Genomic DNA, 16,040 nt, shown 5'->3' on the forward strand with positions numbered 1-16,040 from the left:
TGGACCTACCGGGAATCGAACCCGGACCTCAGCAATGCGAATGCTGCGTAATACCGTTTTACTATAGGCCCGCTTTTCTGCCCCCACCGCGAATCGAACGCGGATCTAAGGCTTAGGAGTCCTTTGTTCTATCCATTAAACTATGGGGGCGCGTGCTGGCGCTTCTTGAGGGACTTGGCGCTTGGAAGGCGACACTACCGCGTTTTGCCGGACCTCAACAGGGATAGCGGCATCTTCAACAATTAGTTCGTTTTCCGTTATACGCACTACATGCGATCGTTGAATGCGAAAGGAAGCGGGGAGTATTCCGGCCTGAAGGGTCTTACGCCACTTCCAGTAGGGGCGTGCTTGATAGGTTACGATACTTTGCGATACGCTGTCTAGCTCGATGTCGATTACGCGGCCAAGCGCTATGCCGCGTGTCGTAATAACAGTAAGTGAAAATAGTTGTTTTTTTGTAAGAATCATGGTTGAGTTTTTCCATCTATTACCAGTGTCGATGGTGGTGGTGGCGCAGGTGTTGCGCGCACAAAAAGCCATTGTTGCAGAATAGACAGCAATGAATGGGTGAACCAATACAAGCCAAGGCCGCTTGGGAATATATAACTAAAGTATCCCGTCATGATTGGCATCATATAGGTCATTTGTTTATTCATCATTGCGGTCATATCTTCATCTTTGCTTCCTTTTACGCGTGCTTCGGTCTTAGGAAGCAGCATCCACGCTTGAACAAATTGAGCGGCTCCTACAACAATAGCAAGAGGAATATTATGGCTTGCTGTTAGGGAAAATGTTCCCAAGAATGCCTCTTGGAGCACTTGCGGCTGTTGAATAAAGGAATAGAGAATGGAAAAATCATGCTCTTTCAGCCCGTTGATAAACGTATAAAATAGTGCGATGAGAAATGGGATTTGGACAAGTGATGGCAGGCATGAGGTGAGGGGATTGACTTTGTGCTCGGTAAAAAGCTGCATCTGAGCCACGCCAAGCGCCTGTTTATCGTCTTTATGTTGTTGTTGAAGCGCCTTGATTTTTGGTTGGAGTTCTTGGAGGCTCTTTTGTGCTTTGAGCTGCTGCCAAGAAATGGGCCAGAGAATTACTTTGACAAGAATAGTTAAAAGAATAATGGCGATTCCTAAATCATGAATAGGAAGAACGGAATAGAAAAAAATTAACAAATTAAAAAAGGGGTGGTAGAGAAGTGTTTCGAATAATTCCTTCATATAACTATTATAACAAGTAATCTATTCCGCCCTTACTCCATGGATTACAGCGGATAATACGAACTGCTGTTTTTGCCAGACCAACAAAACTTCCGTATTTCAATATGGCGTGTTTGCCATACTCAGAGCAGCTTGGATAATATTTACAATACCCGCTTCTGTGCAAAAAACGCAAACCTCCATGATCGGGGGACACGAGTCGCTGATAAAGTTCAATAGTGGAAACAAGTGAAAGTTGATTCATAATCAGAAGCGCCCATAAAAACAACGTGAAAGCTCTTCATGTAAGGCTCTTGAAATGACCTTAAAGGGGGTGTTGACAAGAAATGATTTTGCGATCACAATAATATCTGCATTTGGTACCTTTGAAACACCGTACTGACGCACTGCATGGCGGAGCCTTCTTTTGATGGTATTTCGCACTGTTGCGCGCTTTGATATTTTATTGGAAACGACAAACGCGAAGCGTGGATGGCGTTGATTGTTTGGTAGCCATTTTATTAGCCATAGTTTTGATGGACATGATCTGCCGCGCTTAAGCGTGCGAACAACGTCGGTTGAAGCACTGAGGCGATTCTCTTTTGACAGCACACCATTAGGATGATACAGTAAGCCGCTTGCGTCCCTTTTGTCTTCGTCGCTTTAGTACGGTACGTCCATTCTTTGTCGTCATGCGCTTTCGGAAACCATGCTTCTTGGCGCGCTTCCGTTTCTTGGGTTGGTATGTTCGTTTGGGCATAGATGGTTAGAAAGTATGATTTAATAGTGAGTATAGGTGGTGTGCGCGTATGTGTCAATGTTATTCACAATTTATACACATCATATCCTCTTGGTTTGGTCTACCTTTCTCAAACCCAACGTGATACACTAGTGTGATCCTTTAGTACTCTGTTGTCCCTCAATAATTTTTGGAAAATGGCTCCTATGAACACATCTCATCTTTGGCAGGCCGCTCTCGGCGAACTTGAACTTCTTTTAAGCAAGCCGAATTTTAATACCTGGTTTAAAGAAACATATGTTGTGTCATATGAAAACGATCGAATTATTGTCGGTGTCCCAAATGGTTTTACAAAACAGTATTTAGAGAAAAAATACCATCCTATGATTATTAAGGCGCTTCGCAATGTTTCGCAAGGCCCCGTGAAGGATGTTATTTATAAGGTTGAGATTTCAGAACGACGCCCAAAAAACACTGAGGTGTCTTTTGTTAAAGAATCATCATATCCCATCCCAAGTGTTTCGTCTGTTGTATCGCCCATGCGAAACGATGCTCCTGTCCACTACAACAACTTAAATCCGCGATATACGTTTTCAAATTTTGTTGTTGGCAAATACTGTGAACTTGCAAACGCAGCGTGCCATGCCGTAGCGGGGGGGCCCGGAGAAGTGTATAATCCGCTCTTTCTTTATGGCGGTGTGGGCCTAGGTAAAACACACCTTCTCCAAGCGGTTGGGCACGAGATACTCAATAAACATCCTGAAAAGCGGGTACTTTTTGTTACATGTGAAAAATTTACAAATGATTTTATTCAAGCCGTACGATCGGGGCGCGTAAAAGAACTTAAAGACCTCTATCGCGGTGTTGATGTGCTTTTGATTGATGATATTCAGTTCCTTTCGAGTAAAGAAGGTACGCAAGAAGAATTTTTCCATACATTCAATACACTCCACCAAACAAATCGGCAGCTTGTAGTGTCGTCAGACCGCCCGCCAAAAGCAATTCCTGCAATTGAAAGCCGTCTGCTTTCGCGTCTTGAATGGGGGATGATTGCAGACATTACAACACCAGACCTTGAAACGCGTATTGCGATTTTGGATACAAAATGCAAAGAGCGCGGCATTGGGATATCAAATGAAATTATTAACTATATTGCGACAATTATTCACAATAACATCCGTGAGCTTGAGGGGGCTCTAAACCGTGTTATTGCTTATAACCAGTTAAATTCAACACCGCTAACATTTGAAAAAATCAAACAAATCCTTTCCTCTATCACATCATCACCGGCAAAAAAATCCCTTTCACCAAAACAAATTATCCATATTGTTGCAGAATTTTATAATATAAATATTCTTGATGTTACCGGTGGGTGCCGCAAGCGGGAACTCACTGTTCCTCGACAGATTGTAATGTTTTTATTGCGCGAAGAAACAAAATGTTCATTTCCTACTATCGGCCAGGAGCTTGGAGGGCGTGATCACACCACCGCTATTCATGCATATAATAAAATTAAAAAGGATATTGACGGTAGTCCAAAAATCAAAGAAGAGATTGATCTCATCCGCCAAAGAATCTATAATATTTAATTAACAAGTGGTTGTGAATAAAGTTGTGTATTATATGTGAATATTCTTTTTCCCTAGACTTGTCCACACTTTTTCCGAGTTAACCCATAATTTATTCACCTACTTCTCCACACACACAACCACCTTTTCTCCTTATAACCACACTCTTTTTACCCCTTATCCTCATATCCACAGCCCCTACTACTACTACTTCTACTTCTTTCTTTCTTAATATAATTCATTACTACTCTTCTCTGTGAACTTCTCGTGTCTTCAAGAAAATCTTCAAAAAGGATTGCAGTTTGTAAGCCACATTACCGGACGAGAACAAAGTCTTCCCATTCTTTCTTCAATTCTTTTTAAAACACAGGATGGACTTCTTACGCTTTACGCGACAAATCTTGAAATTGGAGCATCATGCTCAATACGGGGAAAAATAGAAAAAGAGGGAAGTATTGCATTACCTTCAAAAATATTCACAGAATATATTTCTCTTCTCCCGAAAGAAAAAATAGATATTGAACTCCATGACAATAATATTCTCCATGTTAAATGCCAAAATTATTCAACAAAAATTAAAGGACTTGATCCTAATGAATTTCCTCTTATTCCCCAACTTGAGTCTCCTCAACAATTTGAATTTCAAACGGAGGAATTAAAAAAAGCTTTTCAATGTACGCTTTTTACAGTAAGCCCCCAAGAGACAAAACAAGAATTAAGCGGATTACTATGTTTATTTAATCATGAACAAAATACTGTTGTGTGCGTGGGAACCGATGCATACCGGCTTGCAGAATATACTCTTTCTCCATCACAAGAAATACCCCTTACGGAAAGTGTTATTATCCCCCTTCGTACCGCACAAGAAGTGTTGCGTATGATGCAGCAGGATACAAGCGGGAAAATACGCATGGAATGGAATGAACATCAAATCGCGTTTTATTGCGATTCGTACCAGCTTATTTCAAAACGCATCCAAGGAACATACCCGGATTATACACAAATTATTCCACAATCATTTGCTACAAAAATAGTGCTTGATGTCGATGAATGCAGTAAGGCTGTTAAAACCACAAGTTTATTTTCAAAATCATCCCTTTCTGATATTCACATCCAGTGCCTTTCGACAAATCGCGATCAAGGAAGATTATTGTTTTCTTCATCGAACGCCGCAACAGGAGAAAGTGTTGTACAGCTCGAGGTGGAAATGCAAGGCTCTGAAAATGCAATCACCCTTAACTATAAATATTTTCTTGATGGACTTCAAACACTGGAAAGTACTAAGGGGCTTTTGAGTATTATCGACAACACAAATCCCTGTATCCTTAAACCAATAGAAAAGCCCGGATACCAATATCTTATTATGCCGATACGGCAATAAGTTTTTATCCCCTACTTTTAGGGTGCAAATACTGATAGTGAGCGCTGGCTGATAACAGTATTTAATGAGTCAAGTAGTTGGATGGTTAGAGTGTAATCCCCGGGCTGTGAAGGTGTGGTCCAAAGAAATGACCATTGCGAAGATTGCGGATTCTGAACTGAACCAATAGTAACAGGATTTTGAGAAGAAGAGCTGCTTACAAAAGCTAGGATCCGTTTTATGTGTGCAATATCCGCTCCTTGGGGAATGACCAGCGAACCGCTGAATGTGAGCTCTACATTTTTTTGTACAACTTGATTCTGTGAAGGAGTGCTAATTAGTGGGACAGGAATTTTTTTGTTTAAAAGAATGTTGAGGGTAATAGAAGCACTCTGTATGCCGCCCGCCACATCAGTTGCAAGAGCGGTTAAGGTGTGGAAGCCATTCTCACCCCCAGAAAGCGTATGGTGGAGCGTGTACGGAGGGGTAATAACAGTATCAAGAAGTTGATTATCAAGAAAATATTGCACCATCCTAATACCACGACTTGATTGTACTTGGACACGCGCCTGGAGAATATTATCCGTAATGTTTTCACTATCCAACGGGCTCTCTATTGAGATTGTCGGAAGATCTTGCAGGGACCCCGACTCTTGAGGATGAGTAAGAGTAGTGGCGAGTGACTGTGGATTTTTTTTCACCCATTCTTGAACGCCACGCTCCCATGACATAAATTGAGGATCCTGTATTGGCTGTTGGGGAGCGGGGCCGCGGGGATCGTCTTTTTGAACCCAATAAAGCGTATCGTGTATACTGCGTGTTTTGCGAATCTCTATGCGATCCAGCGGAGTTGTGTCTGTTGCTGCTAGGCCGGTAATCCGATCAACGGTGAGCTCTTCATCTGCGCTTATCTCACCATCAAGGATGGGCTTCCCCGTAGTGATGGGAGCTGGTTGAGTAAAACTTTCTATTGCATCAACAGAAAGAGTTCGCTTCATGTATTCATTCCAAATAGGAGCGGCAATCTTTGATCCATCAGCGCCCTTGTGCATTGCCGTATTATTATTGTTTCCAACCCACACACCCGTTACAACCGACGGAGTATATCCAATCGTCCACGCATCATGGAAATCATTCGTTGTGCCTGTTTTTGCCGCTACAGCTCGATCAGAAAGAGTGAGATAATTTTTTGTTCCAAAAATATAGGAACGAGCGCTATTATCAGAAAGAATACTTGTGATATTTCGCGCAATTTCCGGGTCATATGTTTGTTCAAAAAGAGGAGGCTTTGCTTCAAAAAGGACGGAGCCATCCTTGCTTTCAACACGCAATAAGCCATAGGGAGTGATTTGTTTTCCTTCTTGAGCAAGCGATGCAAAGCCTGCCACATGTTCTAAAAGCGTGACTTCACCTCCGCCAAGTATGAGTGCAAGGCCATAACGATCAGGGTCTTCAAGAGATGAGTACCCGATTTTTTTGGCAAAATCGACAACAAATGGTACGCCCGTTAAATATAAAAGTTTAACCGATGCAATATTAAGCGAACCGGCAAGCGCCTTGCGCAAGGTGACAGGACCATATTCCTTACCTGAATAGTTGAGAGGTGTATAGGGCTTGGCGCCTGTTGTGTCAAAGTCTGTTTTTAAATCAAATACTATCGTTGAGGGAGTGTATCCTTTTTGAAACGCCGCAGCATATGCAATGGGTTTGAATGACGATCCTGGCTGGCGTTTGCGGAGTACAACATTAACACTTCCGTCAATTGATTCGTCAAAATAATCACGCGAACCCACCATTGCTTTAATTTCACCCGTGCGCGCATCAAGAGAAACAAGTGCAGCATTTGATGCACCAATCGATATATTTTTCTTACCCTGTTTTTCTAGCGCTTCTTGTGCAATCTGTTGCTTGTCGTAATCGAGCGTTGTGGTAATTTTCAATCCCCCTTCTTCCACAACTTTCTCTCCATACATATCAGTGAGGAGTTGCTTGATGTAGAAAACAAAATGAGGCGCCTTAATCGACTGCCTATCTTCTCTGAATATAAGAGGTTGAGCGAGGGCGTCATCTGCCTCGACTTGCGTGATATATCCTTCTTCAACCATGGATTGCAAAATACTCCGTTGGCGCGCAATAAGCTTGTCGCGGTTGTTCCCCCACGGCGAATAGTAGCTCGGAGCTTTTGGAAGCGAAGCTAGAAGCACTGATTCTGACAGCGAGAGACTGTGAACGTCTTTGTCAAAATATGTTTGAGCTGCCGCTTGAACACCGTACGCAGTTGAACCATAAGGTATTTCATTCAGATAGAGCTGGAGAATCTCATCTTTTGTAAAACGGCGCTCTATTTGATATGCCAAAATAAGCTCTTGTATTTTGCGCGTTAGCGTTTTTTTGGATGAAAGGAGAGCGTTTTTAATAAATTGCTGGGTGATCGTCGATCCCCCCTGTGCTGTGCGGCCGCGCAGAATATCTACGGCAAGTGCCCGTAGAATTCCTTTTAAATCAAACCCCTTATGTTGGTAGAATCCCCTATCTTCGGCAACTATTGTTGCGTGCTTAAGCGCTTCAGGAATGTCTTTAAGCGATACAAGTGTTCGTTGCTCATTGCGATGTATATCGTAGAGCAACACTGTTCCTGATCGGTCATATATTTTTGTACTCAGCGGGACTGCGCGATCCATGAGTTTATTTGGATCAGGAAGATTTTTTGAGTAATATGCTATAAGGCCAATAAAAGCCACTGAGCCTATGGCTCCACAAATCCCCATAACCACAAATAGTCGTTTAAGCCATGTGCCGCGACTCACAGATCGCCGAGTGTATTTGAGGGTTGGTTTCTTGCCACCGCTTTTATGGGACGGTGAATAGGAATAAGATATCTGCATAGAGGGCTGTTAAGAAAGATTATAGGGAGCGGTGCTTGCACAGATAGCAAGCGCGAGAGCATCTGCCGCATCATCCGGTTTTGGTAGCGCTGGAAGAGATAAGAGTATTTGTACCATTTTTTGCACCTGCTGTTTATCGGCCTTGCCGTATCCTGTGACAGCGCGCTTTACTTGCAAGGGAGTATATTCATAGAGAGGAATAGTTTGCAATCGGGCAGTGAGGAGGATAACGCCGCGTGCCTGGGATACATCAATCGCCGTTGTTATGTTTTTAAAAAAGTATACTTTTTCAACCGCGACAATAGCCGGCACATGGCGCTGCAACACTATACCAAGCGCTGTGTGTATGAAGAGCAGCCTGTCGGCGAATACCGCCTTTGGCGGCATGAGGCATTCATATGATACACAGGAAAGCTGTGCGCCGTCTTGGCGTATAACTCCAACGCCAATTCTGCCGTATCCAGGGTCTATGCCAATAATAGTGCGTGTACGGCGATGTGGCATTTATACATTTGAATAATAATCAGTAACATCATCCAGGCCATCAAGTTCATTGCAAAGCACTTCAAGCCGTTCTTTGTCGGTTTGGCAAAGCGACGCCGTAGTGGTGGCGCGATAGTCAAACTCCGCGAAGACTAATGGTATGCCGAATTGTTCAACACATGCCCTTGCTTTTTGGAGATCCTGAGGAGAAGTAATAAGAGTAACTTCATCCCCGTTTTTTTGGATATCGTTTACACCGCATTCAATGAGCGCAAGTTCTTGTTCTTCGGTTGGGAGTTGTGAAATACCAAGCACCCCTTGTTTTTCAAACATCCATCCGACACTATTTGCACTCCCGAGATTCCCTCCATTGGAAGAAAAAATATGCTTAATTTCGGATACCGTCCGATTGCGATTGTCGGTAAGCGTATGAACAAGAATCGCAACACCTCCGGGCCCATACCCCTCATAGATAATTTCTTCCGGCTGTACTCCGCCACCTTCGCCTGTGCCCCGCTTGATGGCCCGTTCAATATTTTCCTTTGGCATATTCGAACCACGCGCTTTTTCTATTGCAAGGCGCAGAGAGAAGTTTGTTGTCGGATCGCCGCCCTTTTCCCGCGCTGCGAGCGTGATGGCATTTGCAAGGCGCGTAAAAACGGTGGCGCGCTTTGCGTCAACAACAGCTTTAGCTCGTTTTGTGGTTGCCCATTTTGAGTGTCCAGACATACGCTTTCCACATTTCCACAGCTTATCCACATAGCCATTGTGCCAGGAGGCCACTTGACATGTTCTTGCTTAGGGGGTATACTATACTATACAAAAGGTCACAAGGAAGAGAAACCGCATATTTCATCATACGCGGTTTTAAAATCTTTTCAAGCCTTAATTATAAGGAAAAATGCTATGGTTCTTGGTTATGTACTCTCACTTATACGAACAGGAAACTTCAGCAGAGCGAAGAGTATTGTTTTCGGAAAACTTCAAAAGAAAATCAAAAAATTGACATCAAGATAAAAAGCAAGAAAGGGGTGGGTAGCCTGCAAAAGGATACACCCCTTTTTATGTGCCTTTATGTATGAAAATCGGAATTGTTGGATTGCCGAATGTGGGGAAATCAACCCTCTTTAAGGCGCTTACCAAAAAACAAGTAGACATTGCGAACTACCCATTCTGCACTATTGAGCCGAATAGTGGCATTGTGAAGGTTCCCGATGAGCGATTGTATACACTCGCAACACTATCGCATTCGGAGCAAATAATTCCTGCAGCAGTTGAGTTTGTGGATATTGCCGGACTGGTGAAGGGAGCAAGCAAGGGAGAGGGGTTGGGGAATAAATTTTTGGCGCATATTCGCGAAGTGGATGCTATCGCCCACGTGGTTCGAGTGTTTCGTGATCCTAACGTAATCCATGTGAGCGCCGAACCCCATCCACTCGACGATATTGAAGTAATCAATCTTGAGCTTATCTTTGCCGATCTTGCAACACTTGAAAAAAGAATCACAGCGCTTACGGGTCAACTAAAAAGCAGCCACGATAAAACACTAGAACAAACACTCGCCGTTGCACAAAGAGTACTTACCGCACTTCAGAAAGGTGAACTTGCGCGTACCGTTGCTCTAACAGACGAAGAAAAAAAACTTCTTTCCGGATTAAATCTTCTTACGGCAAAACCAGTTCTTACTGTTTTTAATACCGATGAGAGCGGGGAGATAGACAAAAATCTACAGGCAGCACTCGAGCCGTATAAGCACCAGCACCCAAGTGTGCAGCTTTGTACGAAGCTTGAGGCAGAAGCCGCAGAGTTGTCAGTGGATGAACTCACAGAGCTCGGCATATCTGTGACGGGACTGGATCAGTTTATCGCCCTTGCCTACGCAACACTTTCTTTAATTACGTATTTTACCACCGGGCCCAAAGAAACGCGCGCATGGACTATTCCTCTTGGGGCAAAAGCTCCGCAAGCTGCCGGTGTAATCCACACTGATTTTGAAAAAGGATTTATCCGCGCTGAAGTGATTGATTGGAAGGATCTTAACGATGCCGGTTCTGAGTTGGCCGCAAAAGAAAAGGGCCTCATGCGCCTTGAAGGAAAAGACTACGTGGTGCGTGATGGGGATGTTATGGTGTTTAGGTTCGCAACATAAACACACAAATCTCGCGCCCAACCGATTGGCCTTCACGGCTGAACAAAATAGAGTTGCGCTTTTGAGGTTGGGTAGCAAAAGGCGCTAAAAGCGCACGAGTTATGTTTTTGAACCCCAAGTGTTCAATAGAGGAAAGAATCGATGGTAAAAAAGAAGGGGCACTCTTGCTCGAAGGCCAATACGGCAGCGCTATAACAACAAGGCCTTGTGGAATAAGAAGGCGTGCACACGAGCGGAAGAAAGCAGTATATAAAAATTCAAGCCCCGCCACTTCTTTTTGTGGGAGTGATGCAGCGCCGTGGATAATTGGCCCTAGATATACTTCAGTTACAATAGTACTGAATATTTTTTTTGAAAAACAATCCTGGAGATTTGTCGCATCGCATATATGAAGAGATGGCTGAACGCGTGCGATGGAGGGATGGTTGGTTCGCAGCCAGATAAGGTTTTCCCGTGAAGATGCGATCGCCGCATTACTTATATCACTCCCCGTGATATTACTTATACCACTTAACAACCCCTCTTGAAGAATTGTTCCTGTTCCACAGAATGGATCGAGAAGGGAAGTGTTCGCAGAAAAAGGAGACTGGGATATATTTACCATCATGCGTGCGATTTTTGGAGGAAGCATGCCGATGGACATTGACCTGCGCGGGCGCCCGTAATCACGAAACGACCAATCCTCAAATGGCTGGACGGCGCTAATCGTATAGAGACGGAAAGAGCCCGGATGACAGACGACAAAAAGCTCAATACCCCCGGGTTTTGTGAGATTGTTTTTTTCACTTTGAACAGACGAAAGCATGACTGAGCCATCACTCGGAAGAACACATCGACTGGCTATGCCCTGCTGTTTTAGCCCCTTTTTAATGCTTAATGCAAGGCGCTTCAATTGTGGGGCAGAAATCCTTTTATTCTTTGGCACGTGTGATACGCTTGATACACTTATGCCATACGTGAGTTTGTTGGGGCGCTCTGTTGCGAGATATTCTGAAAGCAGTGCCGGGGAAAGCGCATGAGCGGGAATATCTTTGGTCCATGAACCTATTTTAATACAGCCGCCAAGCATAGTCATAAGTTCTTTGGCGTCAACATTTTTTGAGAGGCGCAATTCAACACTATCATCCCCTTGTCCAATAACATCAAATGATATGCGCATACCCTGCAACACACTGGCAAGTTCTGCCAAAGAAAGCTCGGGACAATTTCCAAGAATAAAACACATGTTCATATGGAATGGTTTGCTGTAATACTATGGCTTAGCGTACTAGTGATCGTATCGTGGCGGACGCCTGAGTATGGGGTGTATATACTGGCTGCTACAACCCCCCTGTATCTTGTGAGGCTTTCTCTTGTGGGTTTACCAACAACGCTACTAGAGCTCGAACTTCTAGTGCTCGCAGGTGTTGTTGTTCTCAAGTATCGCTATGCATTACTTGGAGCATGCAGAGTGCGAACGCGCATCGAAAAAGCTCTTGCAGTAAGTATCATCGCTTTTGTGATTTCTGCAAGTGTGTCGGTTGTCGTATCGCCTGATATGCGAGCGGCACTTGGCATATGGCGAGCATATATACTTGAACCGCTTCTTTTTTTCATCATCATCATTTCGGTTATCACAACACCACAGCAGATCAGGCGTATGGTGGTGGTATGCGGCATAGGCGCAGTTATTATTGCGCTTGTGTCGATTGCCCAAGTATTGACAGGATACGGCATCCCTGAGCCATGGGCAGCGGAGCGGCGAGCGACAAGCTTTTTCCCCTACCCAAATGCCGTGGGGTTGTATCTCGCTCCCCTTATTCCTTTGGTAGTGGCCTTGGCGGCGGGGAGGGGACGCATCACACAGAAAGCGGCGCTAGGTGTTGTTGGCATACTACTTGTGGGTATTGCTGCCGCACAAACAACAGGAGCGCTTGTGGCGCTTGCTGTGACTGGTGTTATTGGCGGAGTTTTATGGAGTAAGACCTCGCGACAATGGGTGTTGCGAGTGATTGTAGTAGGGGCGCTTATCGCTACTATTACACCAGTCGTTCGCGATCAACTTGTTAAAAAACTATCATTCAATACATGGTCGGGAACAGTGAGGCAGATTATGTGGGGCGAAACACTCCCCATGCTCCGCGATCACTGGTTTACCGGCGCGGGACTCGCAGGATACCAGAAAGCATTTGAGCCATACCACAAAGCAAAAGCAATAGAAATCTTTTTGTATCCCCACTCTATTGTGTTAAATTTTTGGAGCGAGCTGGGATTGTATGGACTTATAAGCGTTGTTTTTCTTGTTGCTGTGTATTTTGTACTTCTTGTATTTGCACGAAGCAGAGAGAATCGAGCGCTGGTATATGGTCTGGGAGGTGCGATGATTGTGATTCTGGTGCACGGCAGTGTGGATGTGCCGTATTTTAAAAATGACCTAGCGATTATGTGGTGGATGTTTTTTGCGCTTGCGCTTATACTTTATAGACAAAGGAGAGCGGCACTATGAGAAATGTGTACAATATTTTACATTGCAAAAATCCTCCCTTCAGGCATCTGTCTGTCGGACACGAATATTTTCCTGCTGGAAAATTTCTTCGACTCCCGCCGTCGCAGTCCGTAGATTCCTTCAGACAGATGTCATTCGGGATGTCTCATGCTATCCTCTATGCCACCATACTAGCGGGAATATTTCTCATGAGTAGTATTGCGAGCGCCCTTTTCCAAGACGATTCCCAGCCAATCCATTTTGATACAACCACTATTTCACCACAAGATTTTACCTGTGAAGATATCTGTACTTCACGGGTGTTTCAAGCACCTTCAGTGTTCAGATACGCAGTTGTTGAGGTACCGCATGGCACGCACCTTGATGTGAGATTGTTTGATGAAAGCCGATGGATTGATTGGACGCCAATAACCCCAGAAGAAGATCGTCCCGATGGAAGTTTTGCCGAAAGGGGTGCATATACTTTTGTGGTTCATGCAGGGCGTGCGTTTCAACTGCGGAGCGCACAGGCATTGGAGCAGACGAGAGTTATTACCTATTCACTTCCTCCGCCTGCAAAAAAACTTTTACCACAGAGAGTTCGTATGGCGGTGAATTCAATATTGCCACAACTGCCATTTATGCAGCGCTCTGATTGGCTCGATCCTTCAATTGAACTGCAAGAGGTGAGGCGGGATCAGCTTTGGAAAAGCAACTATACAACCGTCAAAAAAATAGTTATTCATCATACCGCAACAGCAGTGCGCGATGTGACGGGGGACGGTGTTGTAACCGATGCGGATTACCGCGAAGCAGTGCGCGGCATTTATTCGTATCATACCTATTCCCAAAAATGGGGGGATGTTGGTTATAATTATATTATTGATCCGGCTGGAAAAATTTGGGAAGGCAGATTTGGCGGCGATGGCGTGGTGGCGGGACATGTCCATCGCAGTAAAGCGTGTACGCGGTTTACCACAAACAACCTTTCACTCAATGAGGGGAGTATGGGTATCGCAATGCTTGGAACGTTTTCTTCCGATACGCCATCGTTTCAGGCGCGCGATAGTCTTGTGCAGCTCATTGCGCAAAAATCATGGGAATTTGATATCGATCCGTCAGGTTCAGGATTTTTTATCGATGCTGTTTATCCGAATATTTTGGCGCACCGTGACCTCGATTGCACTGATTGTCCCGGAAGCGCATTCTATGCGGATATGCCCTCTGTTGTTCGAGATGCAGCCGAGGCGTACAGTACACTTGTTCGCGATATTCCACGCAAATATGCAGCTGAAAAAATCACACTCAACCCGGCAGTAGTAGAAATGAAAAAAGATGACGATCGCGAAGTAACGGCGATGTTTTGGAATACGGGAACGACTACCTGGCGGGGTTATGGAGAGGCGCCGCTTGTAATCACATCAAGTGCAATCAAAGAAAAAATTGCTTCATTGGAAGCATTGCATCTTGCCAGTCGCGAGGAGCGTGCTTCACAATCACCGGTTGAGACGGCGCTTGCACAGGGAAAGCTTACGGCGGCAAATGTTGAGCCTCGGCGCGCAGGGACATTTGTTATGAAGCTTGCTGATCCTCCGGATGAACTTATCTCTCAGCAGACGTTCACGTTGGCCCTGGGGCAGAAGGGTTGGATTCCCTCAAGCGATGCAAGTGTACAGGTGGTAAATACGGGTCTTGAGCTTGCGGCACTACGTACCGAAGGAGACGGCGCTCCTGAAATTACCGATGAACCGGGCAGAAAAATAACCATTCATTTTACCAATAAAGGAACGACACCATGGAAGCGGGGGGAAGTTCTTTTGGCGCTGCAAAACAGTGAAGGGATCACATCAGATCTCAAAGACCGTTCGTGGAAGAAACCAAATGGGCAATTTGCGTTTGATGAAAAAGAGGTAGCGCCCGGAGAACAGGCGACATTTTCTTTTCTTGTAAGTGTTCCGTATCTTGGGATATTTCAAGAAACAACCATCCTTCTTGTGAAAGAAAAAAAAGTTTCCGGCAGTGATTACACACCGCTTGTTGTGACAGTAAAGCCCGCATACGATGCAGAGGTGGTGAAACTGGAATATGCACCAACGGCACAAGTGAGGTGGAAGCCACAAACAACACTCGTGATAAAAAATACCGGTATACGAGAATGGAAGAACGCCGTACTGACTACACAAGCAATTGATGGCAAGGGGGTTTCGCCATTTCGCAGTACAAAATGGAAAAACGCACGCGTTATACAATCGCTTAAAACAGTAAAACCAGGGGAAACAACCACTCTAACATTCAATCTCGCCATACCTGCAAAACCAGGGCTCTATCGGCACACCCTTTCGTTCGTAAATGGAAAGCAGAAAGTCTACGTGAAATCGGGTGAAGAGTATGTTGGCGGCATTGATCAGGAGGTGCGCGTTGATCCAGTGCCGGGAAAGAAGAAAAAAGGAAAAAAATAGGTGTATTGACAATGTATTGTAAATACAATACAGTACTATCACGATCCATAGCGTAACTACATATGCCCCAACCTCGAATGACCCAAATTCAGGTGCGTATTGAAACGAAAACAAAAAATGCCGTTCGAAATATTCTTGACGATCTGGGGCTTGATATGAGCACAGCAATCAAGATGTTCTGTAAGCAGATTGAACGAACGCAGTCGGTTCCCCTTGAGCTGAATGCGTGTATGCATCCACATGTTATGTCGCCAAAAAATCAGCGCATTCTGCTTCGCGCAATCAATGAGAAGCCATCAACGGGAGAACGGTTTTCTTCTGTGAGGGGTTTAATGGCCGATCTCGAAGGATGATGTGTGTATGTTTGATCTCCTGCGCCGAAAGCAGTTTCGAAAGGATTATAAGCGAGTCAGCAAAAATCCTGAGTTTGACCGAGCTTCGCTTGAGCATGCACTCAACCTGTTATTGAACGGAGAGCCGCTCGAACGGCGGTATGAGACACATCTATTCATGGGAAAATACAGAGGGTGTCTTGAGTGCCACATTCAACCTGATATATTACTAATTTATACCATTGACCAAAAGGAAAGAGTGGTCTATCTTCATCGCATAGGATCACATTCAGATTTGTTTTGATAGTCATGGAGAGGTGGCTGAGTGGTCGAAAGCGCATGACTCGAAATCATGTATATCCGAAAGGGTATCGAGGGTTCGAATCCCTCCCTCTCCGA

16 protein-coding genes and 3 tRNA genes are annotated in these 16,040 nt (G+C 44.6%); 8 read left to right on the plus strand and 11 right to left on the minus strand.

The window, feature by feature from the left end; genetic code table 11:
- The 7 genes from AAB400_02435 to rpmH all read right to left on the minus strand — a co-directional run bounded on the left by AAB400_02435 (window position 1) and on the right by rpmH (window position 1,962).
- Window positions 1-71, minus strand: a tRNA-Ala gene (locus tag AAB400_02435).
- Window positions 72-78: 7 nt separating this feature from the next.
- Window positions 79-150 (minus strand) — tRNA-Arg (locus AAB400_02440).
- Window positions 136-468 carry a hypothetical protein gene (locus AAB400_02445; protein MEK7648758.1) on the minus strand — a complete coding sequence of 111 codons (333 nt, stop codon included), beginning with the start codon at window positions 466-468 and terminating at the stop codon, window positions 136-138. The genes AAB400_02440 and AAB400_02445 overlap by 15 nt, the downstream gene beginning before the upstream one ends.
- On the minus strand, window positions 465-1,223 hold the full coding sequence (locus AAB400_02450) for a YidC/Oxa1 family membrane protein insertase (protein MEK7648759.1): 759 nt from the start codon (window positions 1,221-1,223) through the stop codon (window positions 465-467). Before AAB400_02450 ends, AAB400_02445 begins: the two co-directional genes overlap by 4 nt.
- A gap of 7 nt (window positions 1,224-1,230) precedes the next feature.
- A complete protein-coding gene (gene yidD / locus AAB400_02455; GenBank protein ID MEK7648760.1) occupies window positions 1,231-1,467 on the minus strand; it encodes a membrane protein insertion efficiency factor YidD in 237 nt (78 codons plus the stop codon).
- A 2-nt stretch (window positions 1,468-1,469) separates the two neighbouring features.
- The gene (gene rnpA, locus AAB400_02460; protein ID MEK7648761.1) at window positions 1,470-1,814 is read right to left on the minus strand and encodes a ribonuclease P protein component; all 345 of its coding nucleotides are present in this window, start codon (window positions 1,812-1,814) and stop codon (window positions 1,470-1,472) included.
- A gap of 4 nt (window positions 1,815-1,818) precedes the next feature.
- Window positions 1,819-1,962: a 50S ribosomal protein L34 gene (gene rpmH / locus AAB400_02465; GenBank protein ID MEK7648762.1), complete on the minus strand. Its 144-nt coding sequence runs from the start codon at window positions 1,960-1,962 to the stop codon at window positions 1,819-1,821.
- A 185-nt stretch (window positions 1,963-2,147) separates the two neighbouring features.
- Here rpmH and dnaA point away from each other — a divergent pair, with 185 nt between their 5' ends.
- Both dnaA and dnaN read left to right on the plus strand, forming a co-directional pair.
- Complete coding sequence (dnaA, locus tag AAB400_02470) at window positions 2,148-3,530, plus strand: chromosomal replication initiator protein DnaA (GenBank protein MEK7648763.1); 1,383 nt, start codon at window positions 2,148-2,150, stop codon at window positions 3,528-3,530.
- Between the two features lie 235 nt (window positions 3,531-3,765).
- On the plus strand, window positions 3,766-4,890 hold the full coding sequence (gene dnaN / locus AAB400_02475) for a DNA polymerase III subunit beta (GenBank protein ID MEK7648764.1): 1,125 nt from the start codon (window positions 3,766-3,768) through the stop codon (window positions 4,888-4,890).
- Window positions 4,891-4,907: 17 nt separating this feature from the next.
- Here dnaN and AAB400_02480 read toward each other — a convergent pair whose 3' ends face one another.
- Genes AAB400_02480 through AAB400_02490 form a run of 3 tightly spaced genes read right to left on the minus strand, consistent with a single transcriptional unit; the run spans window position 4,908 to window position 8,966 of the window.
- Window positions 4,908-7,754: a PBP1A family penicillin-binding protein gene (locus AAB400_02480; protein MEK7648765.1), complete on the minus strand. Its 2,847-nt coding sequence runs from the start codon at window positions 7,752-7,754 to the stop codon at window positions 4,908-4,910.
- Window positions 7,755-7,763: 9 nt separating this feature from the next.
- The gene (gene ruvC / locus AAB400_02485) at window positions 7,764-8,258 is read right to left on the minus strand and encodes a crossover junction endodeoxyribonuclease RuvC (GenBank protein MEK7648766.1); all 495 of its coding nucleotides are present in this window, start codon (window positions 8,256-8,258) and stop codon (window positions 7,764-7,766) included.
- Window positions 8,259-8,966 carry a YebC/PmpR family DNA-binding transcriptional regulator gene (locus AAB400_02490; protein ID MEK7648767.1) on the minus strand — a complete coding sequence of 236 codons (708 nt, stop codon included), beginning with the start codon at window positions 8,964-8,966 and terminating at the stop codon, window positions 8,259-8,261.
- A 349-nt stretch (window positions 8,967-9,315) separates the two neighbouring features.
- Here AAB400_02490 and ychF point away from each other — a divergent pair, with 349 nt between their 5' ends.
- Window positions 9,316-10,386: a redox-regulated ATPase YchF gene (ychF, locus tag AAB400_02495; GenBank protein MEK7648768.1), complete on the plus strand. Its 1,071-nt coding sequence runs from the start codon at window positions 9,316-9,318 to the stop codon at window positions 10,384-10,386.
- Here ychF and AAB400_02500 read toward each other — a convergent pair.
- A complete protein-coding gene (locus AAB400_02500) occupies window positions 10,370-11,617 on the minus strand; it encodes a hypothetical protein (GenBank protein MEK7648769.1) in 1,248 nt (415 codons plus the stop codon). The two genes, ychF and AAB400_02500, sit on opposite strands and share 17 nt — an antisense overlap.
- On the opposite strand from AAB400_02500, the gene AAB400_02505 reads away from it, so the two are divergent.
- From AAB400_02505 to AAB400_02525, 5 genes are all read left to right on the plus strand, one after another.
- Window positions 11,618-12,871, plus strand: coding sequence for an O-antigen ligase family protein (locus AAB400_02505; protein MEK7648770.1), 1,254 nt, complete (start codon window positions 11,618-11,620; stop codon window positions 12,869-12,871).
- A gap of 188 nt (window positions 12,872-13,059) precedes the next feature.
- A complete protein-coding gene (locus AAB400_02510) occupies window positions 13,060-15,309 on the plus strand; it encodes a peptidoglycan recognition family protein (GenBank protein MEK7648771.1) in 2,250 nt (749 codons plus the stop codon).
- Between the two features lie 62 nt (window positions 15,310-15,371).
- Window positions 15,372-15,662 carry a type II toxin-antitoxin system RelB/DinJ family antitoxin gene (locus tag AAB400_02515; GenBank protein ID MEK7648772.1) on the plus strand — a complete coding sequence of 97 codons (291 nt, stop codon included), beginning with the start codon at window positions 15,372-15,374 and terminating at the stop codon, window positions 15,660-15,662.
- A gap of 7 nt (window positions 15,663-15,669) precedes the next feature.
- Window positions 15,670-15,945 carry a type II toxin-antitoxin system YafQ family toxin gene (locus AAB400_02520; protein ID MEK7648773.1) on the plus strand — a complete coding sequence of 92 codons (276 nt, stop codon included), beginning with the start codon at window positions 15,670-15,672 and terminating at the stop codon, window positions 15,943-15,945.
- A 7-nt stretch (window positions 15,946-15,952) separates the two neighbouring features.
- A tRNA-Ser gene (locus AAB400_02525) sits at window positions 15,953-16,039 on the plus strand.
- Window position 16,040 lies beyond the last annotated feature (1 nt).

It is taken from the genome of Patescibacteria group bacterium, assembly GCA_038065255.1.
In the GTDB taxonomy this organism is placed as follows: Bacteria; Patescibacteriota; Patescibacteriia; order JACQRZ01; family JACQRZ01; genus JBBTRI01.